Genomic DNA, 24,353 nt, shown 5'->3' with positions numbered 1-24,353 from the left:
AATATTAAAAATTAACAAACTTGATAAACCTATTTAAATAAGTATATAGTAAAAATCAAAATGGAAGCGTAAATAGACCTGTGAAAATCAAGTCTATTTACGCTTCCATAAAAGGCTGAGGTAACATATTATTTTGTATCAAATCTATTTTCATGTTTCTTTCATACCTATAAAACTACTACCAACTTTAACTGTTTATGTCATCTACCAATCCATAAGGGACTCCTCTTGTACCATTTCCGTCAAATTCTTTAATTATATATTTACTATCTAGGAAATCCGGATATCCATTATTAATAACTATTAATTGGATCTCACTTCCAAGTTCTTCATCAAGCTTTATTAGAAACTTAATTACAGAATTAAAGATGTCTTCATCTTTAAATACATCATCTCCATCCTTATTATTTGCTCCTAAATTACTTCTAGGTGAGTCTATCATTAATAATCCTAAATGATTGTTCTCATCTTTTGATCCTAATACTAAAATTGATAAATAATATGCCATTGTTATTAACGTTACAGCACCTAAACTTCCTAACTCACTATATAGTTTACCTCTTACATATGGTAGATAACGCTTACCATCTATAAATGCATTGCTTAGTTTAGGTAATTTAAAATCATCTAAAATATCATAAAAAATTCCTGACAGTTTCGAGATTATATTTCCTTTGATCTGAGATTTCCCTTCTACATTCTTTATTTTTTCATTAATTTCATCTGCTTGATTCATACCATCTCTATATATTTTTTCAATAGCATGTAATTTTTCGATCATCTGATAATTTTTTTCTAATTGATCTATTTCCTTAGATATAGATCCAATTTCATAATTTAGTTGTTCAATTTTCTCAATAAATGGATTTACATATTTACTATGTAAATGCGTTAACTCACTCTCATATTCAGTTAATATTATCTCGAATTTAATTTGCTCTTTCTCCAATATTTTTATGTTATTCTCTTCTTCATCTATATATTTAATTAGATTATTTTTCTTAGTTTTTAACTTCTTTAATTCATGTTTATAGGCCAAAATTTCTTCGGTAGCTAAATTAACATCTTTATTACCACAAAGATAACACTCACTATTGATTTTTTCTTTAAGCGGTTGTAAACAACTCGGACAAAATTTAAATTCATACTTATTAAATTTATAGTATCCTTCAGTAATAAGCTCAATTCTTTCACTCTCACTTGTATACTGATTTCTTAATATCATTAATTTATTTATGTATTCTTTTTGTTCTGATATTTTCTTCTTAATTTTTATAATTTGATTTTTTGTAAATAATATATTATTTTGTAGCTGCATAGTTATTTCATTATGTAACAAGCCCTTATCTTTAATTTCATTTAATATTATAATTCTCTCATTTTTATGATTACTTAAATTATTTTTTTCATTTACATAAGATAAAAAATCTTCTAATTCTATACTTTCCAAAAATTCTCTTATGCCTTTTAACTTAATTTCTAATTTACTTAATTCCTCTTTTTTAAGCTTTAGAGCATTTTTCAATTCTTGTAATAACTGATCATAAATATTAAAAATTATTTCAAATGTAGGCTTTCTTTTTATATCGTAATGCCATATCTTTTCAAACATTATATTTTCATTATCTATTTCTGTTTGTTTCAAATAAGAATATTTAAAAATATCTCTAAAACTAAATGGCTGATTTGCTATCTTTAAATTTAACAAATTAACTTTATCAGTTAAAAATGCAGCTAAAGAATTCTCATTGCTAGGACCATCTATTTCTAATAATTTGAAATCAATGCTATACTCTAACTTATCTTTATTCCATTCGTATACCTTTGCCTTTTTTTCAAAATCAAAAAGTTGTCTCTGTATCTTATACCTTTTATTTGCAATCATTATTTCTAGCTCTACTGATGTACAACTTTGTCCAATTTCTATATAATCCTTATGCTTTTTGCTACCTAAAGCATAGTTAATCATCTCTAAGATTGAGGTTTTTCCTGTCTGTGTGGGGCCTGATATATAGTTCAATCCATCTTTAAATGATACTACATAATTTTTTCTTATACCTATAAGAGTCAATTTAATTAGTTTAATTCTTGTACTCATAATATCACCCTTCATATCTTATGCCAAATTTTATTTTCTCTAATATTTGATTTTCCACAGTTTCATCACTTAGTTTTGATATTTTTTGTTTAACTATAGTTGCAATTCTATCTAATTTTAATTTATATTCTGATGTTAAATCATTAACAAATTCAACTCCTAATTCTGAAACCAAATAATAAAATTTGTTATTTTCGATTTTCCTCAATATTAATTGCTTAGAAATTAAATAGTTTAACGCCATCAAATATTGATCGTCTCTTGGCTTCCAATGATAATAAGAATAGTATTCAAAAAAATCAATATTCCCAATTTCAACATCTTTATTATTTTTAAACATTGTATTTGGAAACTGTAAATAAAAGTCATATAGCATAATTTTATCTAGTGTTAGTTTGAATGTCTTCTTATAATCAAATTTAGATATCAAAATTAACAATCTAACAGAATCTATAACTAAATCAGAAAATACTTTATTTCTATCTTCAATCATTTTTCTTCTCCCTTAATATATTGCTCTAATCTTTCAGAATAGTTTTTTACCCATCCAACCTTACATTCATCAGACAATTGGTGAAGTATACCTTTCTTTGCAATTAGAGAAATATCTTCTCTAGCTTTTAACGTTGTGGTATCTAAATCTTCTATTCTTTGGTATACATCTGATAACAGAGATTTTCCATCCACTTCATCCTTATATTTTATATATTGAGAGTTCCAAATGCTAAGTATTTTAGTTCTTAAATTCTTATACATTTTAGTACCTTCATCATTATCCTTGCTTTCTATTGATGATTTTATTATTTCTGCATTAAAAAATTCTTGTTTAGCCATTTTATTATCATATATTTGAGCAGATTGTAATTTTTTAACAAATATGCAATCATCATAATTCATGTCATCAAGATCTTCTAATTCATATATTTGTTCTTCATAATATCTTTTACTATTAAATAAAAACTCTCTTATTTCTTCTAGCATAAGAGCAATATCATTATCAAAATTATTATTATATAAGTTGTACTTTTTTAAATCATTGAGAAGATAACTTCCATCTCTCAATATGATATTTATACCGTATTGGTTTTTCATCTTTGTTTTCCATTGATACCACCATTTAGTTTCATCTATATTTAATACACAAGGAACACATAAATACCAATCCTTTAATTTATACTTAGTCGATTCAGCAGCGGTATTAAATGATTTTCTAATTTGATTCTGTTGATACACTCCTATGCCGTCAAGAAAATACTTACACTGATAAACATCTATTTGATCTTCAAAATTTCCTATATATATATCAATACCCCCATCTCCAAGATGTACATCTATTGGATATGCTTGTTCAAATTTTGTCTGATATAGTTGTATACATATTTTTTCAAATATATCTCTTGCGCCAGCATCACCGTATTTATCTCTCAAGTATCTGAAGTCCCTTTGCAATTTTTAATCCCCCTAAGTAATCTTATTGTTAATGCTATAAATCTATAACATATTTTCTAATTATGGATATTATAAGATAATTATATCACAATCTACAATATATTACATATACATGCAAAATGTTGTAAAGTACCTCAGATATGTCACTACTAGGTGTCTAAAATTACCAAACCAATTTGAGATGAAATTACTAGCTTAATAAATATATATTATAAAGATTTAAGTACGAATACAAATTCCAAATTAAATCAAAAAGGCCATAGGAATGAGGATAAATAAATGATTAATATTGAGCATGTAAAAAATCGGTAAACTTAAAAATTGGTGTTAGTATAATATTATAGACACGAAAACTCGAACGCTCTAAAATATATAAAAGGTAAGGAAGTGTCTACGATGGCAATAGGACAAAAATAATACATAGAGAAATTTAAGAAGACATTTGTGGAACTCTATAACTCCTGTAGGAGTCTTACAGGGCTAAGCAGCGAATATGGCATCTCAAAATCAACAACACAGGCTGGCTGAAAAAATCTACGTCAGTAGCTGGGGATAAGGGTACAACTATTACAGCGGCAGACTATCAAACTATGGCTAAGAAGATGGCTATATTTGAGGAGGAAACCAAAATATTAAAAAAACATGGACATATTTGCAAAGAAGTAAGCTTCATCTATAAGTTTACCTATGACAACAAAAGTAATCACGATATTAAACTTATGTGCAGTACCTTGAAAGTTTCCAGAAGCTCCTTCTATAAATATTTTAAACACCAAGAAAATAGCAGATCAAAGGAAAATAAGAAGCTTAAAGAAAGAATCGTTGAAATATACACATCAGTAAGAGAACGTTATTGAACTCCAAAGATACAGCAAACTCTATCTTCAGAAGGTATTAAAATAAGTGTAAAAAGATCATATGGATTAATGAAGAGTCTAGGTATAAGATCTATAATAGTTAAAAAGTTTATGCCACTACCATCAAAGACAAAAGTAGAGAGCAGAAAAAATGTTTTAAAAATGAATTTTTCAGCCACAAACATAAATCAAAAGTAAGTGACTGATATAACATATATTTATACACTTAAAAATGGTTAATGCTATCTAGCATCAGTTATGGATTTATTTCCAAGAAAATAGTTGGATATACTTTTTCTAGAAATGTGACTTCAGAACTAGCTTTCAGTCTGTTAAAAATGCCACAATACCTCAGCGCCTACGGGTACTATAACTCTTCATAGCGACCTTAGAGGCCAGTATACTAGCTCGGACTTTCAATTATATATATCTGGGTGTAAGATTTTCACTCATTCATTTAGCACCAGAGTCTGCCCTTATGATAATGCCTATATCTAGTCTTTTCATGCCTCCTTAAAGAAAGAGGAAGTAAATCTAGTAAAATATTATAACTTTAATATTTCCAAATTGGCTATTTTTGAATACATATAATCTTTGTATAACAGAAAAGGATATACAGCAACATTGGCAATATTACTTCTCAAAAATGTGAAGGGTTGGCCAGGCTGTCTGCATAAAAAATTCGATTTTTTGTGTCTACTATATTAACATAAGTCCATAAATTTATATATTATTTCTTTCAACTCAAATATTAAGAGGTCCTATAATAATCCACATATATGTGCTATTTGATTAGTTTTTTTTGAAATATGTTTATTGATATATTAGTTTATATCCCAATAAAATTATAGATTTTTTTAATAATCTAGCTAATTTTTATATTTTTATTGCCTATAGCATTTATATATCCTTTTTTCCACACTCTTTAATTCTATAAAATGTATTACACTCAGCGGTGTTGAATTACAATGAGCCTCCATACTTTGCTGCGAATTTTTAATACTAAGCAATACTATCCTTCGCTATTTTTTTATTTTGTATTACTGAGTAATACAAAATCTGTATCCCCTAGAGCTTCAAGGGCTTTCAGTTTTATAAAACAAATTTTTATATTAATTTACCTAATCATTCCATAAATTTCATCTTGAATTAATTAACTTTTTGAGGAATAATACATAATAAATGCTTAATTACCTTTCCAATTTTACCATCATCTGATAATAACGTAAGGAGGCGATTTTGATAAAGGAACTAAAAATTGAAAAGTATAAAGACATACTTTTACTTAAGTCAATAGGAAGAACAGGTCTTATTACATTAGATCTGCTACCGTACCTAGACATTACAGAGTCAAGATTAAATCAGCATATATTTTCTGGTAATATTGAGAAAAAGGGTAATTATTGTCTATATGGTTCAATTACTTCAATATATGGTTTAACCGAGAAATCAAAAAAAAGACTTAAAAACGAATATAGCTTTTATATTTATAAAAGTGATTTAACTCAGCTTGAACACGATTATGCTTTAACTAAGATATATATGTATCTGCGCTTCAGTGAAAAAGAAAGTTGGATTACAGAAACCGAACTTCACAATAAATATCCTAATGAGCCTAAGGTATTAGATGGGATGTATATTAATAAGATTGGTAAAATCGGCGTCGAAGTAACCACCAATAACTATTCTAAAGAAGATATAGAATTAAAGAAAAATTTTATAAAAAAATATTGTGATGATTATATTATGATTCATGCTTATAAGAATATAAAATATACAATTTAGTATTCATATCGAGATTTCTTATTTAATAAATGTTATCTTATCTGAATCACACTCTTAAGCACATATCACTTTAAAGTCTTTAGGTAAATTCCTAAATAACAATGATACAAAACCAAAGATTCAATAATAATATCTATTTAAAGGATAATGATGTCTATTCTTTAAATAGATATTATATAATGCTGCCTATCTTTTTTACCAAAACATAATTTAAATTAATATGCTAGGAGGAGTAATCATGACTTCACTAAATGATATTTTGAAAAAAAATTATGAGGTCCCTAAAAATATCAATCCTAAATTATGTCACAAATATGTTGAAGTTATAGCCAAAGGGTATGCACCTTTTTTAGAGGTGGTGTATAACTGTGGCGGCTTTTGTACCCTTACACAGTTTTCAAAATTTATTTTAAAAACTAATAAATTAATTAATACAGAAAAGAGTGCCAGAAATAAGGCAACTAAAATTTTAAATACCCTTTTAGATTTAGGTTTTGTTGGTGTTGAAGCTCTTAATAAGAATAAAGTTCTCTATCTTAAAAAACCTGGAAGAGCATTAATCCTTGGGAATTATAACAGTGGCTTTAAAAATGGTATAGCACAGAAGTTAAGAAACAATAACTTTATGATTTCTCTTTTAAAATTTGAATTTTTATTGGATACTAATAATTTTTTATCTTCTCAAAGTATGTTTCATCAACTAATGATTATTACAAGCGATTATTACAAAATAATAAGAAAGTTTGGCAATAGATACAACTATAACCTTCCATTAATAGAAAAACTGCTTAAGCTTAGTGACTACGATTCTATAATAAACCTCATAAAATCTCAGCCTGAGCATATCTGCAAGCTGGGTGTTCTTAGAGACTTATGGATTAATGTTGGTACACTTTTTAAAGGTATGGCACTTCAAAACAATACAGTTATGATAAAGCCTAGATTTGCCAAGATTATAATTACTACTTATGGAGAATTAATAATGCACTGCATATTCGATATTGTAATTTTTGATATAGATAAAAGTAAAGACTACTACAGAAATAAAATTAAAGCATTATATTATGTATTCAGTGGTATTACTGATAATAATCTTAAAGATATTCAAAATACATTTTCTGATACCAAATCTTTAGGAAAAGACAGACAACATCATATAGGCTATAGTCTAACACTTATAGGTGATAACATAGATATTCTAAATTCGCATAAACAGCACATAGATTCATTCTGGGGGAGTTCCCCTTATTCCCCTCTTCTTGCGCAGACAACCATAATTCATTACCCTATAAATAGATATTTATCTCATGCAAGTAGCAAAGGTAATTCAATTTCTGCTAAGCTTGTTAAACGTTTGGACAATCTTGTTCCAGAAAAATTATCAAATTTGAAAGACACCAAAAGTATGTCCTCTAATGATGTTGTTAATCCATTTAATGATACGGACTATGAACCGAAAGAAGATTCAATATTAAATAAAATAAGAAGAGGTTAAAATAACTTATAGTTTCAAAACGAATCATTTGTTAAAACATAGAATTGAGTGTTTTCAATACTTTTCAAGCTTTGTATTAAAAAAGTGAGGTTTTTTAATACTCAGTAATACTGAAATTTTAAGTCCAATTTTTTAATTAAAATTTGTATTACTGAGTATTAAATTCCTTTTATAGTAAATACAAAAAGTCTAGAGACCTTGAAACTACTAGGTTTTATACAGCACATATTATTTTAATAATCCACAACAATTGCTCTCACTGCCTCTAAAATAATACTTAATCACTAGAATAAGCTTAAAAATCAGTGAATAAGTAATAGCAAACCTTCATAATTCTAAGTTATCATTTTTATCTCTATTCACCTTGAAAATACTCACTTTCTTCATTTCTCATTCACTGAAATAAGGCTACCCTACTAAGGAGTGTTTATGTGTAAAATTAACTATGAATGATAAATGTGATATGACTATTTAAAATTTAAAGTCTTTTTAGAATTATAAATAATGTCTTGTCATTCAGTATGATGGCTGAATTATTGTTATTTTAATAAAAGGTTCTGTTTAAGAATATTGTTGATATTTATATAGGTAATTTTATATAATATATAAACTAATATCAATAAGAAATTTCGATAGAAACAAATATCAATGGTTTGCATATTGTAGATATAGAATGTGTTAAAAAAGCTTAAAATTTTAGAGTTTGAGAACAATGTATGGAGAGGCCCTAATAATTAGAGAAATATTTGTATTCAATTTGACAATTTAGTAAAATTATAATATTATCTGACTATAAAAACAAACACATTTTGTTTATGTTTAACAATTACGTTTCACAATGTACGGCAAAGAAACATTGTTATGATACAATAATGCTTCGCAATGTGCAACAAAATACATTGCTTTGATACAATAATGCTTCGCAATGTGCAACAAAATACATTGCTTTGAAAAATTCTAATTTTTAGATAATGCGAAGTTTTTCACATCCTTATTAAAATGTAATATTTAATTCAAATGTAATTCACTACTTACTAGTGTGAGGCCTAATGCAGGGTGATTCCCTACCCTTACAAAAGTGCGTTGTTTAATATAAAAAAGGATTAGATTTTGTCTAGTCCTTTTTTAGGGAATATTTATGAATAAGTTAAAATTTTATTCAATAAACGAAGATTATATAGAATGCTTAAAACAATTTGATACTCAAATACCGGATATTCACTAAGATTCAAATAAAAAATTTACTTTAGGTATAGTTTATGAATTTGATGGGCTTCAATATTTTGCTCCAGTTTTTTGTTAATAAGCAGCAAAAGACTAATATTGTTATTTATGATAAAGATATATCCAAAAGTTCAATATGTTTTTCATTTATGTTCCCAGTTCCTAATATTGAAATAAGTTTGTGTGATTTTAGCAATAAACCTCAAAGTTATAGAGATTTAGTTGACGGAAAAATAAACTTTTGTAGGGTTTATAAAGACAATATATTTGATAAAGCGAAGATTGTATATAAAATAGTAACAAATAGAATACATCCGTTATCATATTTATGTTTTGATTTCCATATTTAGAAGAAATTTTCAGAGAGTATGAATTAATACTACAAGAAATTCAAGAAGGTGAAGAACAAGTTGCTTTAGATAGTAATAAAGCTAAAGCAGAATAATTATTAAAAATGGATAAATTGATGAGTAGAGGGTAACAATGATTGCTCTTTTTTTATTTTGTATGGAAGGAAGTAATAGGTTAATAATAATGTTCTAAAAATACTAGACAATATAGTTCAAATACATCCTTGTTATGACGTATTTTTGTCCAAAAATCAACACAATTCTTTAGCAAAGCTTAATAAAAAAACAAAAGCTATTCTCTTTATTTTAAATCTTTTAGTTTTTAATTGATTAAACTGCACTGTTTTGAAAATAACTATTTTATATTTAAAGTAGGCTAGTCCTCTTTAATATTATTAGATAGTTCTTCTGTCATTCTCCAATATGTTTCTTTTGGGATTACTCCACTACGCATTAGTTTGATTTCAGTTAAACCTTGTTTTAATGATTCTGTTGGTGATACAATTTCTTTTTCATTGTTTTCCATTTAAACATCTCCTCGTAATATCTAGTTTACACTTTTTTGTTATTCCATCAAAGATTCGTATAATCCTTCTAACAATCTATTATTAGTATCATCTAATTCTTTATCGGCTACCACTTTATCCGCAGCTACTTTGTCTGCTTCAACGACTGTCACTACTTTTATAATTAGGTTGCCTTCTTCACCTTTATCATAATTACATAGCTTTGTGTTGTTTTCTACAACCTTTTCAAACTCAAATCTCCTTCTTATTACCCTTATAGAGTTTTCTGAAATAGAACGGCTCTCATCTTGGCTTGAGGGGATAACATTGATGCCTTTAGTTAATTTCATAACATTGCATTCGAGGGAACTTATTATAGCTCTTTAGGTTATTTTTTGCGAATGGACGTTCAATGAAATATATCAGCCCTCTATTGAGCTTTTTTGCACATGGCATGACAGAACAGAATAACTGTCTTCTGCCCTGTCCGATTTACTGTGACTACTCAGCTTCTTTGAGTTTATTAATTTTCGGAAATATATCAGCCTACTGTTGAAATTTAATCAAATAGTCTATTACAGTAAAATTGTATCCTCAGAATCCATATAATCACAAAACTCTTCAGTACTAGAATAAGGCAAGTCAACCTTCATAAATTTTGCCATCTTATACAGACCTTCATTTATTACAATAATATTATTTTCATGAAGCCCGCTATTAATTTGATCATTAATAGTTTCAAATTCTTCCTGTTGTCTTTTGAATGTCTCAATTGCCACTATATTACAAGTATTAGCAGCTTCATTGATATCCTTAATTCTCTCATTAAAAATTTCAATAATCCGATCTCTACGTTTTTCTGCTTTAGTACTAAACAAATCAGCCTCGTCTAATACATACATGAATAATGCAGAGGCAATTCCTGAGAACATTGTAGACAATACAACAGACCAAGGATCACCAATACCAATTTTATTTAATATCGACTCAATGGCAATACCAGAAATAGCAATAACACTGCCACCAATAAGTTTAATAATTGCGTCACCTTTTTCAGTTGGTGTCATTTGGCATGAATCTTTACCGAAAAGAATCTTTGCAGATTGAACAAATATTTTTATACCCTCTTTGATAATCTTTAGAATTTGCTTAAACATACCTACAAATAAACTAATAATTCCTTCGATAAGAGATGACACAAAGCCTTTTACAAAATCCCACATATTATCACCAAGAAAGGCCTTCGCATGAGTTAACACATGGGTTTTTACACGATCAAACCTTATTTTCAATGCTTCGGTTGTAGAACTTGCACCAACGCCTTGCTGTATTCCATTTTTTAACATATCACATATTTCATAATATACAGGCTTTATAATAAACAAAATCAAATTTCCAACCGCATAATCCTTTGCCTGGCCTGCAGCATTATTTAACGCAGTACCTCTAATTTCACTTACTTTTTCCTTCTTAAGCTGTTCTTCAATGGCTTGTCTCTGTTCTTTACTTATAGAACCATTTCCTTCTTTGAATTTCTCAACCAACTCCCTATAGGTCTCTTTATTAACCTCGCCTTTTCCAAACAAATTTTTTAGAACAATCTCATTTGCCTTATCATCAACAGCTTTTTCTGCACTTTTCTGGAGCGACAGCATATTTTCCTTAGTCTGCTCAGCAACAGACTGTTCATGTTCATCCATCCACTCTATGTACTCGGAGTTTGACAGTTCCTTTTTAACTTGATTTATTTCTGCAGATGTAACCGCAAAATTGTCATCAATATTGGCTATTCTTTTTATATCAGAATCATCAAGTGCATAGTTGCTTTTAAACTTATCATGCACTTGTTTTAATGGTACAATATGATCAGGCTGTGCCTGTTTTCTATGCGTTTCATCATTATAATGCTGATTAGGGTTATCTTGTTTTAAATACAGATTTCTTTTTCCTGTATACTCGTCGATAAGTGTTTTTTCACCTACAACTCTTTCTTGCTTGTAATTTTCCATCGCATTTTTATCTTCATATAGCTTACTACGATTTTCTCCATTATACTCCTGAGTCATGTGAGAATTAGTGTCATCATTTTCACGCGCATTTTTATACTCAGTATATGCATCGATTTTTGTACCATTTTGCTGTTCAGCATCATAGCTGAATGATTCACATTCCTGCAAAACTCTTGATGCATTAAGACCTTTTTTTCTGGCTGCGCGACCACCAGCAGTTGCCTCTAAAAGTCCATCTATTATTGACAAAAAAACTGGCTTTAATATTTCGTCCTTCATATTATCACCAGAAGCAAACTGTTCATAAACTTCATCTATTATTTCCTGTGATGACTTTGCATCATACAGTTCCATTTGTTGCAGAATTTTTGTTGCCTCAAGCGGAGATGCATTTCTTAACTGTTCTATAGCTTTTTTTCTCTCATCATCCATTTCTATTACCCCCTTAAGCAACTTCGTAAACCTTATTCAACTCTGTATACTGTTGTTTCATATCCTTACTATAATTATTTACTTTATCTGCATTTTCTAGTGATGTTATCTGAGCATCTGTCATAGCTTTCAAAATTTTACTTGCATTAATAATTGCTTCTACTTCTTTTTGCTGCATTACTGGTAATCTTCTTATGCTCATTTCTGTATGAACAAGTTTATGAGCAAAAGACATACATCTAACATATAAGAAGTTAATCGAATTATCCAAACGAACAAGCAGATTTCCATATAACTCTATTAAAAAAGTAAAATACACTTCTACATTTTCCAAGGACTTCTCGATTGCCTGGAGTTTAACTATTTCTGCATCCATCTTGGCAATTTCTGCATTGATTTTCTGTTCCTCTTCCTGTACAGCATACAATGTTTCCTTGGCTTTTTTTCTTGTATAAAATCCTAATGTAAAGATAGCTTGAAACGTCGTTTTAAACTTATGCTTATTAAAATCAATCTTATACAATTCAGTTTTGGAACGAACACTATCAACGGACAATATTTCAGCCATATATGCCTCTACTGTAAAATCACCTGAAACAGAAATATCCTTTATCTTTTTCAGTTTATGTGACATTTCAGGGAGAAGTCCAAATTTGATTTTTTCTTTGCTTTTATTAATAACCTTCACATGTTTTTCAATCAAGTCTGTATAGCTATCTACATCATCTTCGAATTGCTTTTGCCTTAAATAATATCTTTCAGTTATTTTATCATATAAACCTTCTGCTTCATCAAAGTACTTCTTTCCTGTAAAACTTGTCCAAACATTCGTAACTTTATGTTTAATATAACTCGCACCCTGTTTTACCTTGTCAACAACAGCATTAGCGCATGATTTAACTTTACTAACCAGCCCACCAAAAAAACCCATATTACTTCCTCCTTTATTTATTAATGTATTCGTAACCTTCAGCTAATAAATCATTAAAGTCCTGAGCCCACCTTATCATCTTACGGACTTCCGAGTCACGGAATCCCCATTCATTCCCAAGTTTGAGAATCCAATTTTCTTCAGCTATATCAATTTCTTCATCAGCATTTAAAACACCAGACAATTCTATAATTATTGCTCGCTTGACCTTCTTTGTACTGGCTTGGAAAGCTGTAACCAAATCTGTTAGTTCTTTGTTTTGCAATTTGTAATCATGTATTCCTAATTCTAATCTATATGTTTGGAATACTGCCTTCTCTCTTTCCTCAATTATTCCATTAACCTTCATTGCAATAGTAGCTAATTGCAAAAAGTTTTTCCCCTCTTTTTCACTTAATAAATTTAAAAACATCTCTTTATGCCTCCTTATTTTAATTTGTTTCCTTGTTCATCAAATTCACTCTTAACAGTCTGTAATTTCCCATTGACCATTACTTTTTCAGTACGCCTTTTAACTTGCCCATTGGTATAAAACTCCAACTCAGTAGCAATATCACCATTACTACCATAATTTCGACTTCTAACTATTCTGCCTTGATCATCATACTCTACATCATAGTTTTTCTTTTTACCTGTTAGCATTTCACTGGAAATCAACTTATCATACTCATAATGGTTATAAACAGTTATTCCTGTTTGAACATCCTTTATTTCCTCTGTCCTATTTTGATTTGTTTTAGTTATTTCCTGTTTAGGTGCTGCAGAAATATTTCTCAATACTTCTGCAAGGGCATTCAGATTTACAATCTGATTTTGAAGATTATTAAGCTTACCAGAAATATCGATTTGATATTTTTCAGCAACTATAGAATATGTATCGATCTTATCCTTTAGAGACCTAGTTTGTAACAATTGCTCTTCTATAGACAATGCGGATAAATGTCTTTCTTTTCCCAAACTCAGTTGCTGTGCATCAATTGCATTCTGTAATTTTTCAATGTTCTTCTTTGTACCTTTTGAAAAGTCTACTACTTGAGTGAAAATTCGGTTATAGGCACTATCTAACTTATCTGATTTTATATCAGCATCATCTAGAACTTGAATTAGGAGTTTAACAATTTCATTCTGCATTTCATTTGCTTTTGTACTAATAGCATCTGCTTTTTCACTTGTTAACAGTTTGATTGCATCAATTCGTTCTACTATATCCTTTATCATTTCAGCTTGTATACTATTAACTTCCTCATCGACTATGGATTTTTCTTGCAACTTTCCAATAATCTGCGAAATATGTCCCGTTAACTCTCCACTTAATTTATCAGTATTGGCATTAACTTTTTCCCTTACGGCTGATACAGTTTCTGAAAGACCTGCTACCAATTCCGATTCAATTCCTGATGCTTCTTTAATTTTTTCTTCAATGCGTATTACTGCATTCGCAATATCCTCTTTCTGCTCCTGAAATAATATTGCCTGAGATTCTCCATACTTATTAACCTTTTCTAAAATTCTCTCTTTTGCATTTTCTGTAATTTCTTTGTTTTCCTTGCAACCAAGAATTATCTTCTCTTCAATCTGTGATTTGGAGCTATTTAAGTATTCCCTTTGCATTGCAAATAATCGTTTTTGCTCTTCATTATGTTCCTTCATAATCTTCAAAACTTTCACGCTCTCATTTATTGTTATGTCCTGATTTGCTTTTCCAACAAAAGCTACTTTCTCTTCAAGAGTATTAATCAATTTCAAATGTTCTTCACTAATCTCATCATCTCGCTTAGTCTTTTCATCTAACTTACCAATAACTTTATCCACCTGGTCTGTCAGCTTTTTAGCCAATATATCTGTATCGCTACAAAGAGTGTTCTTGAAAACTTCAAAATTTTCTGATACTCCATTTACCAATCCTGCTTCCACAAGAGATGCATCTTTAATTCTATCTCCAATCAGAGCGACAGAACTATGGATAATATCCTGTTCTTCTAATAATAACTTTTTATTTTGTTCATTATTTTCTTCGACTTTCTGGATAATTCTATTAGTTTCACTCAGTAATATAGCCCGTCCTTCTTCTTCTTTTACTGAAAATTTCTCATCAAGTTCTTTTATTAACTTAATCTGTTCTTCGCTTGTAATGGTGCCTTTTTGGGAGTAGTCATTCATTATCTCAAGTATTTTGTCTGTATTTTCAGTTATTCTGGTATCAATTTCTTTTATATTCTTCTGAGTTTCTCCGCGGAACATCTTAACATAATATGACAGATCTTCAATACTCTTAATATGTGTATCTGAACAATTTTGTACTTTTTCTTTTATTCTATTAGATGCCTCTTCTACAAGTCTTGTAATAGTCTCAGTATTATTATTAGAAAGAGTTTTATGATTTTCAAATCCATCTGTAACGATTGTTAGAATATTTTCTACATCCTTATTTAAACGGATATCTATATTATCAGCAAAGTTCTGTACTCTATTCTCTATATGCTCTGAAGTCTCCCTTACCATTTCTGTTAACTCATTTATTATCTTTAAAGTATTATCATTCACATTAGTGTTAATAGCTTCAGCAAGTTTATTTTCTAATTCTATATTTTTCTTATTTAATTCATTAATATTATTTTCTAAATCTTCAATGCGGACAAACAACATTTCTTTACGTTTGTCCATGTAAGTTTTACATTTGTCTCTAATAAACCTATACATAATCGCTACATAACAAGTAGATAAAACAATTAACAACATCATTATACTTGTACAAACCCATGTAGGAGCAACTATGTTTAAAAGTGCATTGTCAGCTAACCCTAACAATATAAAGATTGCTACAATGATATACCAGTATCTTGCTCTTCCTTCGAAAAACTTCTTTATCTTTTCATAGAATCTCATATTTACCCTCCATATATATTTTTGGTCTATTACTACTATTCAATCTAATGGACATAATCTCCTTAACTTTCTAACCACATATCAATGCCACTGTCTTAATCCTCAGCCCTGATAGTATAAACATAATTTTTCTCTCCAATCTTATATCTCCTCTGTTCAGAAGTTGTCTTTTCTATAACCTTAATTATATAATCTTTTCATTTCATCAATAGTTTCCATCATTTCTTCTCTAAATTTATCAGGACTTAAAACTTCTATATCCTCTCCCTGGCTCAAAAGCCACATTTTTATACCTTTACCAAACATATTTATCTCTACTATGTATTCTCCTTGTTTTTCCCTTACCACTTTAGCATTAGGTAATCTATCTAAAACAGCCTCTATAGATCTACCTGTAAACCTAAACTTTACTCTTTCAAGTTCTCCTGTTTGCATAAACTGAATTAACTTTCTATATCGACCATCTTGAAATCTCTTGCTATACTCTATTTCATACCTTTTCTCAGTAATAGTTAAGTCTTTAATTCTGTCGACTCTATAAATAGTAGGATATTCATAACTTTTTCCTTCAATAAAAGCTATAAGATAAAAATAATATTCAGAAAATAATATTCCTTGTGGATACACTATTCTTCTAGAAACTTCCTCTTGAAACTTTCCATCTATACCTATCTTAACATATCCAATGTCTAATACCTTTTGTTCATTTATTGCAGTACTTATTTCCCACAACTTGTCTAATAGTCTTTGTCCATGTTGTGGAGAAACATAATGGATTAGTTCGTTTCCTATAATAGGTTTGATATTTTCTTTATCTTCACATATACAATTATCAAGAATCTTACTAATCATACCTTCTATCTCATTCTTAATAAAGCCTCTACTCTCTAAGAGCACTTTAGAAATTGCCAAAACTTCTTTTTCGTTAAGTTTTTTCTCATACTTTCCTTTAAGAACATACCCGCATTTTTCTCTATCTACTATTATTTGCTCACCTATTAAATCACCATCTGGGTTTTCTACAAAATTTTTTATATCTTTTATATATCTATAGAAAGTTCTTTCATTAATATTAAATTTGTCTACTACATCATTCTTTTTAACTACTTTACCCTCAATTAAGCTATTATAAATATATAACAAAGCATCTGATTTAAATCTTTCCATACAAAAATCTTACTCCTTTAGACATTATTACCTATTCTGTTTTCTATATCTATCTTTAAAATCCTTTTTTTTGACACTCTTTATCTTATACATTTCTATGTCTGCTCTTCTTATCAGATCATTAACAGTTAATTTATTTTCAATTTCATTACCATACTCATAAAATCCATAACTTAAACTTAAATTATATTTTATGTTACCTTGATTACTTTCCTCAATCATTTTCAAAATTCTATACCTTACTTTATTTGCATTTTTCATTGTGGTTTGAGGAAATACAATTAAAAACTCATCTCCTCCCATTCTAATTACGAAATCAGTTTTTCTAATACTATTTTTTAAAATTGAAGCTACATTTATTATCAGTTTGTCCCCCTCTTCATGCCCAAAAGCATCATTTATATGCTTCAATTTATCTACATCAACAAAGCAAACAACAATATTTCTATTATTAATGTTAGAAATATTAAACTCTTTTTCTAATAATTCTAAGCCTGATTTCCTGTTTAGTACTCCTGTCATCGCATCAAAACTTGCCAGGGAATTTAATTTTTTATTTTCTAGCCTTAATTCTCTAAGTATTTTATCCTTCTCCATTAAAACCTCAACAAGTTTTTCTTTATTCATATTATTGTAATCCAATTATTGTCCCCATCCTTTATAAATAATTATAAACTTTATCTTAATTATAAAATTCATTAATGACATAGACTGTCAGTTAAAATTAAAAATACTAATTTTAAAAAAGAATCCAATTGATAGTAAGATGCTATAAAGACATTATGCCTAGAAATGATAGATACTCAGCTGCAATTTTGCATGTTATTTTAGGGAATTTCCTAACTTCGTCATATGTATCACGCGTTTATAATTTTTATATTTACTAATAGTTTTCATTTGTAAATATAATAAAACTTATTCTTATAAATTTAAATGACTAACAATACTTTTTCATATATAATAAAATAATTATAACTATGTTAATTGAAAAAAACGCAAAGTAGGCATTTCTGCCATCTATGCTGAATTACTTTACAGATTAATAGCTCCTTTTACACTTATTTACTTAGATAAACAAAAAAGTGATAGACATAATTTTAAATCTATCACTTAAAAATTTAGGATTATTTACTTATTATTTTATCTTCTAATTGTTCAACCAAATACGGCTTTATCGAATTAATAATAATTGCTTTTATTTTTGCTTGCTGATTTTCCGTTGGTTCTTTTCTCTTGTTAAACATGTCACGCATAAATAAATAATCATTTTCACCATCATATCCGTTAAATTTAGAAGGTTTAAACACGCCTTCGTCATAAAGATATTTCAGTAATTTTCTTGAAAAAAATTCTGCATTTAATGATATAAATTCACGTTTTTGAATAGCGTGCAATAATTGGAATAATTTTTCACTTACAGATGTTACTTCATCCAAATCCTCTCTATTGAATTTTTTTATACAAGTACTGCCAATTGGAAATAGCTCATTTCCGTTTTTTCGGTTTTTTATAGTAAACAAATACTTGATATTTTCCTTTCCGCAAATACATGAGGATTCATTATAATCATCTTCAATACAGTCTACAATTTCCCATTCATAAACTGCTTCATTCCAATATCTAGCTACTGAATTATCAATAACCATCCGATTTAAACTTTTACTATAGCCACAATCCATAACATCATCCCCCCATTCTAAAGATAAAATTAGTTTAATAATCCAAAATAAAACACTATTCACTAATTTTACCACGATATTAAGAGAGAAACAACTTTGACAATTTATTTTTCTCTCACTTGTTAAAAGTTGTTAGGAATATGTATAATAATTTTTTGCTTTTTTAAGGCTATATCCTCTACCCTTATATCACAATCTACACCACAAACATACTTCTATTTTATATTGGAGTTTTGATTTTTTCTACTCAAAGCTATAAGCTTTTTGGAACCAGTGGTATTCATTAAACAATATAAAAAAGGACTTACATTATAGTAAATCCCTTTTATAAGTTTTTAGTAATGTATACTGTATCACTTATTACATTTTACTAATTATTAGCAAAATATACCATCTACAATTTGCCATATTTCTATTTCAGAGTCATATCCAAGCTGATTAATACGTAACTCAGCTCCTTGTAAGACAGCACTCCAATTTCCTAAATTACCGTACTTTACATAGTATCCATCTTCATCAACTTCTAGGACATCCTCTCTTACTAGCTCATCTAATTCATGCTCTATACTTGATTTTGCCATCCCTATATTTTTTGCAATTGCGAACGCTTTCAATGGACTTTTTATCATCAATTCTCTTACAATTTTACACTTACAGCTATCCAATGCTCTAAATGATGCCCTTATTTCTTTTATATCTTTTTTAAATTCATCCTCAAGAAAAGATATTATGCTCTCAATTGGACTTTCATCTTCATCTACTTCATCATCTTCATCCTCTATATTAAATTTACTCATAAATTCACTTAGATAAGTTGCTTTTATCCATTCAGCTAAAGTTTTGCCATCAATAAATCTGAAATTCTTATCTTTAAATTGGTCTACTATTTGTTCTCTTGCCTTAGCCTTAATATCTCCAGTCGTTAAAATAATATATGTTTTTATATAATAACTACTTTTATCTTTTACATTAGGAATTTTTTTAGTGAATGCTTGTTGTGCCTGAACCGATATTGCAGCTATTCCATTTGCTCCTTTTCCTGTATTGATATCACCTTGTTTTACTTGAATTCCAAAATACTCTTTTGCTTTCGTATCGGGTGAAATTTCATAGTATGTTATATCAATTCCCTGATCTTCCTTTTTATCTTTTCCTGTAAATTCAATATCATAAAACCGCTTTGAAAACTTTTTTTCGTATAAAGGAATTATTACTTTTTCAATCATTTCATCTTCAGAAATGTCATTTAAGCACTTTAAAATTTCCTCATCGTTCATCTAAACCCCTCCATATGTATGCTAATATAGCCTTTGATTAGCATTCCTAATAGCAAAATTAAAATATATCATTCACACTATTATTATAACTAATATACATATCATACCAAATGATACTAAATTTTAACATACCTTTTTACTTTTTTTAACTACTTAAATAAAACTTTTATAATTCTATTTATAATAAAGGTGTTTTAGTACCTCAGAAAATCATGAAGATATAATGGTTGCATCCATACACCTTTCATCTTCATAAGGCTATAATTACTATAAAATTCTCTTGTTCTGCAAAATCTAGGGCAGGAATATGAAAAACTTCATAACTTCTTAGTGGAATTTCTTCGCCAACTTTGCTATAAATATAGTAAATATCACTATTTCCGATTCCTTTTATAGGTACTTTATCTGGCATAAGTAGGTATAAACCTAGTACATTTTCTCTTTCATTCCTTATAATCTGTGTATATGCATTTCCTTATAATAAAAGATGACTCGTCAGTACTATTTGAACACAAATTAAGTCATCTCCGAGTTTAGCTCATCAAGGAGCAGATAATATATGGGATGATTGAATACTTTTTCTTTACCTTAACTACCTATAAGTATGGAACGGTAAGCTCGCCACATCTTCTAGACAGTATTCTAACACAAGCTTCATAGACCGCAGTTGTTTACATTGCTGTTCTCTCATTAACAATCTTTCCATTGGTAGTTTCTCCAAAAAATTTATATGAATTACCAAATAAACTATTTTAACACTTATCCCTCACTCTTGTAATTCCAAATATAGAACTTAGTCTTATTGTATAAACCTCTAAAAAAAGTAATAAAAAAACATCTTCCTAGAGATGCCCTGAAATAACAATGACCCAAAGTTTGCATTATTTAACAAAATTTATTTTTATGCTATAATTATTATAATTTGTTGTTGCCCAAGGAGGAAAAATTATGTCATTTAGTCTTATTGAAGAAGGATTAAATAAAGTCCAAGCTGTCACCGCTTGGGATACTTTGTTAATCAAATATGACCATAAAACACATCCTAATGAATTTACTTGTTACAACATTAACTTTAATACGGAAAATTTATTGAAAGGTACTATATCAGATATGTGCGGCACATATCTGAAAACGGTTCAAAAATTTGAAAAAAAAGTTCAAGAATATACTGGTTTTAACCCAAAGAATGTGGTTGACAAACTTTCAACTACTAATCCAATCATAAAAGATAGTTGGACTTCATTAATTCAAAGCATTAATGTTAGTGATGATACTACTAGTCTAAAAGATATCAAAGCTAGTGCATTTATCTTCGCTGGAACATATAAAGATGAGCAAAATGTTGTCCAAAATCTTTATTTGCTTGCTAGAAAAAATCCTATAATTACTTTTAAGAAAGATAGAACTCATATCTTCACATCTCAACATAATACTATCACTGAAACCACTAATCCCCTCGTTCAATTTGGTAAAGGCTTTGATGCATTAATCTATAAGAGTAAAATATATATGATTAACTCAAATTGCGAGGGCATTTTAAATATGGAATATTCTCATAAAAAAATCTGCCAAAAGTCACTTGACTTGCTCGAACAATCTAATATAATCAACGATATTGAATCTTATCGGCAATTTGCTACTTCTGGCCAAACACCTAAAAAATTCATCACATATGATTCAGCTATTGTTGAAAAACTTAAGCTAACAAAATGGCAAAAGCAACTTTCGTCAGATTTAAAAATTCCAATAAATCCAGCCACTAAGAAATTTGATTTACACGATGTCAATCATGCTAGAATATTTACTTTGGCAATTTGCGGGAAAACTAAATTAAATATGTTTTCAGATGGTGTTTGTGAAGTTCCAAGCTCTACTCCATTGAGTCTCGCTTAAGATAAAATGGCTTGTTAAGTTGTTCAACTTCAATGGTATTACCTTTATTAGCACACAAATTTAATCTACTAATTACCACTGCTTGTATGGGCGCCACGTCTGGTTCTGGTGCCCATTGTAGTTCACATGTATAAAATTTATATCTTCTACATTCAAACATTAAATTTGCATACACATTATTATTTCTAATACATAAAAATGCTAATATAGAAAAGTATATTAAAAACTGAACTACACTATCCCACTTTGTAAAGTCAAATGCAAAAAGTGGTAGTATATACGACAATAGGTATTCTGATGTAATACCTTTCTCTTGGGTAGCATTAACAATTTTATATGGTTTATATGCTGTTTCCTTTATACTTTTCATCGACCCATAAATTATACATATTGAAAAAAACATAGATATAACTATAACAGCTAACCCAATCTTTTCCGTACATAAATTAGGGCCACCCTTTATTATACTAAGAATATTAATAAACATTATTGTAATCCACAGTGGAGTAAAAGAAGTGATAAACATTGCTATTTTAAAATATTTCCCCATACCAACACTCCTTAATTTTATATATTTATTATAACATAAGTACTATAGATTTTGTTTTTCAATAAACTTCTCAATACAGTATATAGCTATCTAGTCATTAAAATGTCTTTATTATATAACTAAAATCCCACTTCATCATACACACTGCTAAAACTACCACTATTCCTTATAGACCTGTCAAGCGCCATAATAAGCTCCACATCTCCGTCTATTTTTCCTGTACTTTTCTCTTTATAATACTTAGCATTTCCTACATAGTCACTCTTAACATATATATTGTCCATCATCCATAAAAGAACTGGATTTCCTCCATATGCTAGTTTCTGCTCAAGTGTTAGTTTCATTAACTCCATTGAAGATGGCGACATATACTTATAACCTTGTCCAAATGAAACTACTGCAAATCCCATACCTTCAAGATTCTGTACCATTTAAACTGCTCCCAATCTGTCAAAAGCTATTTCTTTAATATTGTATTTTGTTCCTAACTCTCCAATAGAAATTTCAATAAATCCATAGTTAACAACATTTCATTCAGTAGCTTTTATAAAACCTTGTTTCTCCAATACAGCATAAAGTACTCCCTTCTTACACTAAGTTTTAGATTATCTTCTGGTATCCAAAAATAAGGAAGTGTTATATATCTTTAATATGATCTGCTTGGAGGAAAAACTAAAGCAAAAACAGTAATATTTGTAGTACTTGAAAGGTCAAGTCCTCTATAACACTCACTGCCTCTTGACAAATCTATATCTATATTAAAATCACACTTGATCCGTTTATCCATCTGCATGCAACAAGATGATTGTTTTACCCATTGATTTAATCTTAGCTATGTAAATATATTTTCTTCAGCGATATTTTCTCTTTCACTTTTATACGCATTTCTAACCTTCTCAATATCAATAGTATGTTCTAAGGCTGAATTTGCTTTATACCAATCCTTCTCTAATCCCCAATCATCATTATCATTTATCCAACATATAACAGCATAAAAGGTTGACTCTATTTTTTTGCCTTCAATTATATCCAAAACCTTTTGGTGCCGCTCAAAACACAAAGAATTTCTATCTGTGCCCGCTCTAGTTATTGAAAAAATAATGATTGAGTTCTTGTATCACCACTACCTTTAGTCATAACATCAAACAAATCTTTATTTGGTTAAGCATGGAATTTATCAAATATAATCACATGTACATTAAGTCCGTGTTTTGTATAGGCTTATGACGATATAACTTAATAAAAACTATTTGTAAGTTTATATACAGTACTTTTTACAGGCATAATCATCTTAATTCTTTTTTTAAGTGCTAGGCACTGATTAATCATTTCAATGGCAACATCAAATACTATTGAAGCCTGTTGTCTATCAGGAGCACAGGCATAAACTTCAGCCACGCATTTATTATCTCCACAAGTCATAAGAAGTGCGGCTGCTGCTACAAGCCCAGATTTACCATTTTCCTTATGGATTTCTATATATGTAGTGTTATATATACGTTATCCATTTTCTTTAACATTTCCAAAAATATCTCTAATAATTTTACGTTTCAAAGGAAGTAAGTCAAATGTAACGCATCTCCACTGACCTTTTAAATTCTTTAAGCAGTTAATAAAATTAACAACTCTCTGTGCTTTTGCATCATCATACATTTATTTACTCCTCTTAAATTTATAACAAAACTTTGTGAGCTTGTTTGTAAACTTATGTATAATAAAAGCATCCTCTGAATTCAAGGATGCTTAAACAAATTCTCACTTAAAA

General features: G+C 28.8%; 21 protein-coding genes and 1 pseudogene. 6 read left to right on the top strand and 16 right to left on the bottom strand.

The annotated features are described in order from the left end of the window. Positions 1 to 187: 187 nt before the first annotated feature. The 3 genes from bsdE14_RS13260 to bsdE14_RS13250 are packed head-to-tail and all read right to left on the bottom strand — an operon-like array spanning position 188 to position 3,547. Complete coding sequence (locus bsdE14_RS13260) at positions 188 to 2,098, bottom strand: hypothetical protein (RefSeq protein WP_264850431.1); 1,911 nt, start codon at positions 2,096 to 2,098, stop codon at positions 188 to 190. Positions 2,099 to 2,102: 4 nt separating this feature from the next. After that, positions 2,103 to 2,591 carry an ABC-three component system middle component 2 gene (locus bsdE14_RS13255; RefSeq protein WP_264850430.1) on the bottom strand — a complete coding sequence of 163 codons (489 nt, stop codon included), beginning with the start codon at positions 2,589 to 2,591 and terminating at the stop codon, positions 2,103 to 2,105. Further along, positions 2,588 to 3,547 (bottom strand): hypothetical protein, encoded by a 960-nt coding sequence (locus bsdE14_RS13250; RefSeq protein ID WP_264850429.1) that lies wholly within the window; start codon positions 3,545 to 3,547, stop codon positions 2,588 to 2,590. Before bsdE14_RS13250 ends, bsdE14_RS13255 begins: the two co-directional genes overlap by 4 nt. Before the next feature lie 590 nt (positions 3,548 to 4,137). Between bsdE14_RS13250 and bsdE14_RS13245 the strand changes: the two genes are divergently transcribed. From bsdE14_RS13245 to bsdE14_RS13225, 5 genes are all read left to right on the top strand, one after another. After that, positions 4,138 to 4,404, top strand: coding sequence for a hypothetical protein (locus tag bsdE14_RS13245; protein WP_264850428.1), 267 nt, complete (start codon positions 4,138 to 4,140; stop codon positions 4,402 to 4,404). 69 nt (positions 4,405 to 4,473) lie between these two features. Continuing rightward, positions 4,474 to 4,602, top strand: coding sequence for a hypothetical protein (locus bsdE14_RS13240; RefSeq protein WP_264850427.1), 129 nt, complete (start codon positions 4,474 to 4,476; stop codon positions 4,600 to 4,602). 1,041 nt (positions 4,603 to 5,643) lie between these two features. Next, entirely contained in the window at positions 5,644 to 6,189 is a 546-nt protein-coding gene (locus bsdE14_RS13235; RefSeq protein WP_264850426.1) for a hypothetical protein, read from the top strand. A gap of 238 nt (positions 6,190 to 6,427) precedes the next feature. Then, entirely contained in the window at positions 6,428 to 7,684 is a 1,257-nt protein-coding gene (locus tag bsdE14_RS13230) for a hypothetical protein (RefSeq protein ID WP_264850425.1), read from the top strand. A gap of 1,259 nt (positions 7,685 to 8,943) precedes the next feature. Further along, complete coding sequence (locus tag bsdE14_RS13225) at positions 8,944 to 9,258, top strand: type III toxin-antitoxin system ToxN/AbiQ family toxin (protein WP_264850424.1); 315 nt, start codon at positions 8,944 to 8,946, stop codon at positions 9,256 to 9,258. Positions 9,259 to 9,634: 376 nt separating this feature from the next. Here bsdE14_RS13225 and bsdE14_RS13220 read toward each other — a convergent pair whose 3' ends face one another. The 11 genes from bsdE14_RS13220 to bsdE14_RS13170 all read right to left on the bottom strand — a co-directional run bounded on the left by bsdE14_RS13220 (position 9,635) and on the right by bsdE14_RS13170 (position 20,557). After that, the gene (locus tag bsdE14_RS13220) at positions 9,635 to 9,784 is read right to left on the bottom strand and encodes a hypothetical protein (RefSeq protein ID WP_264850423.1); all 150 of its coding nucleotides are present in this window, start codon (positions 9,782 to 9,784) and stop codon (positions 9,635 to 9,637) included. Between the two features lie 39 nt (positions 9,785 to 9,823). Next, positions 9,824 to 10,114: a hypothetical protein gene (locus bsdE14_RS13215; RefSeq protein WP_264850422.1), complete on the bottom strand. Its 291-nt coding sequence runs from the start codon at positions 10,112 to 10,114 to the stop codon at positions 9,824 to 9,826. Positions 10,115 to 10,339: 225 nt separating this feature from the next. Next, positions 10,340 to 12,205: a DNA repair protein gene (locus bsdE14_RS13210; RefSeq protein WP_264850421.1), complete on the bottom strand. Its 1,866-nt coding sequence runs from the start codon at positions 12,203 to 12,205 to the stop codon at positions 10,340 to 10,342. A gap of 13 nt (positions 12,206 to 12,218) precedes the next feature. Further along, entirely contained in the window at positions 12,219 to 13,136 is a 918-nt protein-coding gene (locus bsdE14_RS13205; protein ID WP_264850420.1) for a DNA repair protein, read from the bottom strand. Positions 13,137 to 13,149: 13 nt separating this feature from the next. Beyond that, on the bottom strand, positions 13,150 to 13,548 hold the full coding sequence (locus bsdE14_RS13200) for a hypothetical protein (protein ID WP_264850419.1): 399 nt from the start codon (positions 13,546 to 13,548) through the stop codon (positions 13,150 to 13,152). A gap of 14 nt (positions 13,549 to 13,562) precedes the next feature. After that, positions 13,563 to 16,022, bottom strand: coding sequence for a transcriptional regulator (locus bsdE14_RS13195; protein WP_264850418.1), 2,460 nt, complete (start codon positions 16,020 to 16,022; stop codon positions 13,563 to 13,565). 180 nt (positions 16,023 to 16,202) lie between these two features. Continuing rightward, entirely contained in the window at positions 16,203 to 17,189 is a 987-nt protein-coding gene (locus bsdE14_RS13190; protein ID WP_264850417.1) for a helix-turn-helix transcriptional regulator, read from the bottom strand. 27 nt (positions 17,190 to 17,216) lie between these two features. After that, a complete protein-coding gene (locus tag bsdE14_RS13185; RefSeq protein ID WP_264850416.1) occupies positions 17,217 to 17,816 on the bottom strand; it encodes a GGDEF domain-containing protein in 600 nt (199 codons plus the stop codon). Between the two features lie 497 nt (positions 17,817 to 18,313). Next, positions 18,314 to 18,868 carry a hypothetical protein gene (locus tag bsdE14_RS13180; protein ID WP_264850415.1) on the bottom strand — a complete coding sequence of 185 codons (555 nt, stop codon included), beginning with the start codon at positions 18,866 to 18,868 and terminating at the stop codon, positions 18,314 to 18,316. A 377-nt stretch (positions 18,869 to 19,245) separates the two neighbouring features. Further along, positions 19,246 to 20,145, bottom strand: coding sequence for a restriction endonuclease (locus bsdE14_RS13175; protein ID WP_264850414.1), 900 nt, complete (start codon positions 20,143 to 20,145; stop codon positions 19,246 to 19,248). 250 nt (positions 20,146 to 20,395) lie between these two features. After that, a complete protein-coding gene (locus bsdE14_RS13170; protein WP_264850413.1) occupies positions 20,396 to 20,557 on the bottom strand; it encodes a hypothetical protein in 162 nt (53 codons plus the stop codon). Positions 20,558 to 21,093: 536 nt separating this feature from the next. Between bsdE14_RS13170 and bsdE14_RS13165 the strand changes: the two genes are divergently transcribed. Then, positions 21,094 to 22,038 (top strand): DUF4868 domain-containing protein, encoded by a 945-nt coding sequence (locus bsdE14_RS13165; RefSeq protein ID WP_264850412.1) that lies wholly within the window; start codon positions 21,094 to 21,096, stop codon positions 22,036 to 22,038. On the opposite strand, the gene bsdE14_RS13160 is transcribed toward bsdE14_RS13165, so the two are convergent. Together bsdE14_RS13160 and bsdE14_RS13155 are read right to left on the bottom strand one after the other, a co-directional pair. Next, entirely contained in the window at positions 22,016 to 22,588 is a 573-nt protein-coding gene (locus tag bsdE14_RS13160) for a KwaA family protein (RefSeq protein WP_264850411.1), read from the bottom strand. The genes bsdE14_RS13165 and bsdE14_RS13160 overlap by 23 nt on opposite strands. 119 nt (positions 22,589 to 22,707) lie before the next feature. After that, a pseudogene (locus tag bsdE14_RS13155) lies at positions 22,708 to 24,241 on the bottom strand (terminase large subunit). Between the last annotated feature and the right edge of the window lie 112 nt (positions 24,242 to 24,353).

Source organism: Clostridium omnivorum, assembly GCF_026012015.1.
Classification (GTDB): Bacteria; Bacillota; Clostridia; order Clostridiales; family Clostridiaceae; genus Clostridium_AX; species Clostridium_AX omnivorum.
This window is presented reverse-complemented; position numbering and strand designations above follow the sequence as displayed.

Bases quoted from the DNA above. Each gene is read 5' to 3' on its own strand.
- bsdE14_RS13165 (WP_264850412.1), top strand. From the start codon at position 21,094: ATGTCATTTAGTCTTATTGAAGAAGGATTAAATAAAGTCCAAGCTGTC.
- bsdE14_RS13255 (WP_264850430.1), bottom strand. From the start codon at position 2,591: ATGATTGAAGATAGAAATAAAGTATTTTCTGATTTAGTTATAGATTCT.
- bsdE14_RS13240 (WP_264850427.1), top strand. From the start codon at position 4,474: ATGAAGAGTCTAGGTATAAGATCTATAATAGTTAAAAAGTTTATGCCA.
- bsdE14_RS13210 (WP_264850421.1), bottom strand. From the start codon at position 12,205: ATGGATGATGAGAGAAAAAAAGCTATAGAACAGTTAAGAAATGCATCT.
- bsdE14_RS13230 (WP_264850425.1), top strand. From the start codon at position 6,428: ATGACTTCACTAAATGATATTTTGAAAAAAAATTATGAGGTCCCTAAA.
- bsdE14_RS13200 (WP_264850419.1), bottom strand. From the start codon at position 13,548: ATGTTTTTAAATTTATTAAGTGAAAAAGAGGGGAAAAACTTTTTGCAA.
- bsdE14_RS13170 (WP_264850413.1), bottom strand. From the start codon at position 20,557: ATGCCAGATAAAGTACCTATAAAAGGAATCGGAAATAGTGATATTTAC.
- bsdE14_RS13175 (WP_264850414.1), bottom strand. From the start codon at position 20,145: ATGAACGATGAGGAAATTTTAAAGTGCTTAAATGACATTTCTGAAGAT.
- bsdE14_RS13185 (WP_264850416.1), bottom strand. From the start codon at position 17,816: ATGAATAAAGAAAAACTTGTTGAGGTTTTAATGGAGAAGGATAAAATA.
- bsdE14_RS13225 (WP_264850424.1), top strand. From the start codon at position 8,944: ATGAATTTGATGGGCTTCAATATTTTGCTCCAGTTTTTTGTTAATAAG.
- bsdE14_RS13190 (WP_264850417.1), bottom strand. From the start codon at position 17,189: ATGGAAAGATTTAAATCAGATGCTTTGTTATATATTTATAATAGCTTA.
- bsdE14_RS13260 (WP_264850431.1), bottom strand. From the start codon at position 2,098: ATGAGTACAAGAATTAAACTAATTAAATTGACTCTTATAGGTATAAGA.
- bsdE14_RS13205 (WP_264850420.1), bottom strand. From the start codon at position 13,136: ATGGGTTTTTTTGGTGGGCTGGTTAGTAAAGTTAAATCATGCGCTAAT.
- bsdE14_RS13180 (WP_264850415.1), bottom strand. From the start codon at position 18,868: ATGGATTGTGGCTATAGTAAAAGTTTAAATCGGATGGTTATTGATAAT.
- bsdE14_RS13245 (WP_264850428.1), top strand. From the start codon at position 4,138: ATGGCTAAGAAGATGGCTATATTTGAGGAGGAAACCAAAATATTAAAA.
- bsdE14_RS13220 (WP_264850423.1), bottom strand. From the start codon at position 9,784: ATGGAAAACAATGAAAAAGAAATTGTATCACCAACAGAATCATTAAAA.
- bsdE14_RS13215 (WP_264850422.1), bottom strand. From the start codon at position 10,114: ATGAAATTAACTAAAGGCATCAATGTTATCCCCTCAAGCCAAGATGAG.
- bsdE14_RS13160 (WP_264850411.1), bottom strand. From the start codon at position 22,588: ATGGGGAAATATTTTAAAATAGCAATGTTTATCACTTCTTTTACTCCA.
- bsdE14_RS13195 (WP_264850418.1), bottom strand. From the start codon at position 16,022: ATGAGATTCTATGAAAAGATAAAGAAGTTTTTCGAAGGAAGAGCAAGA.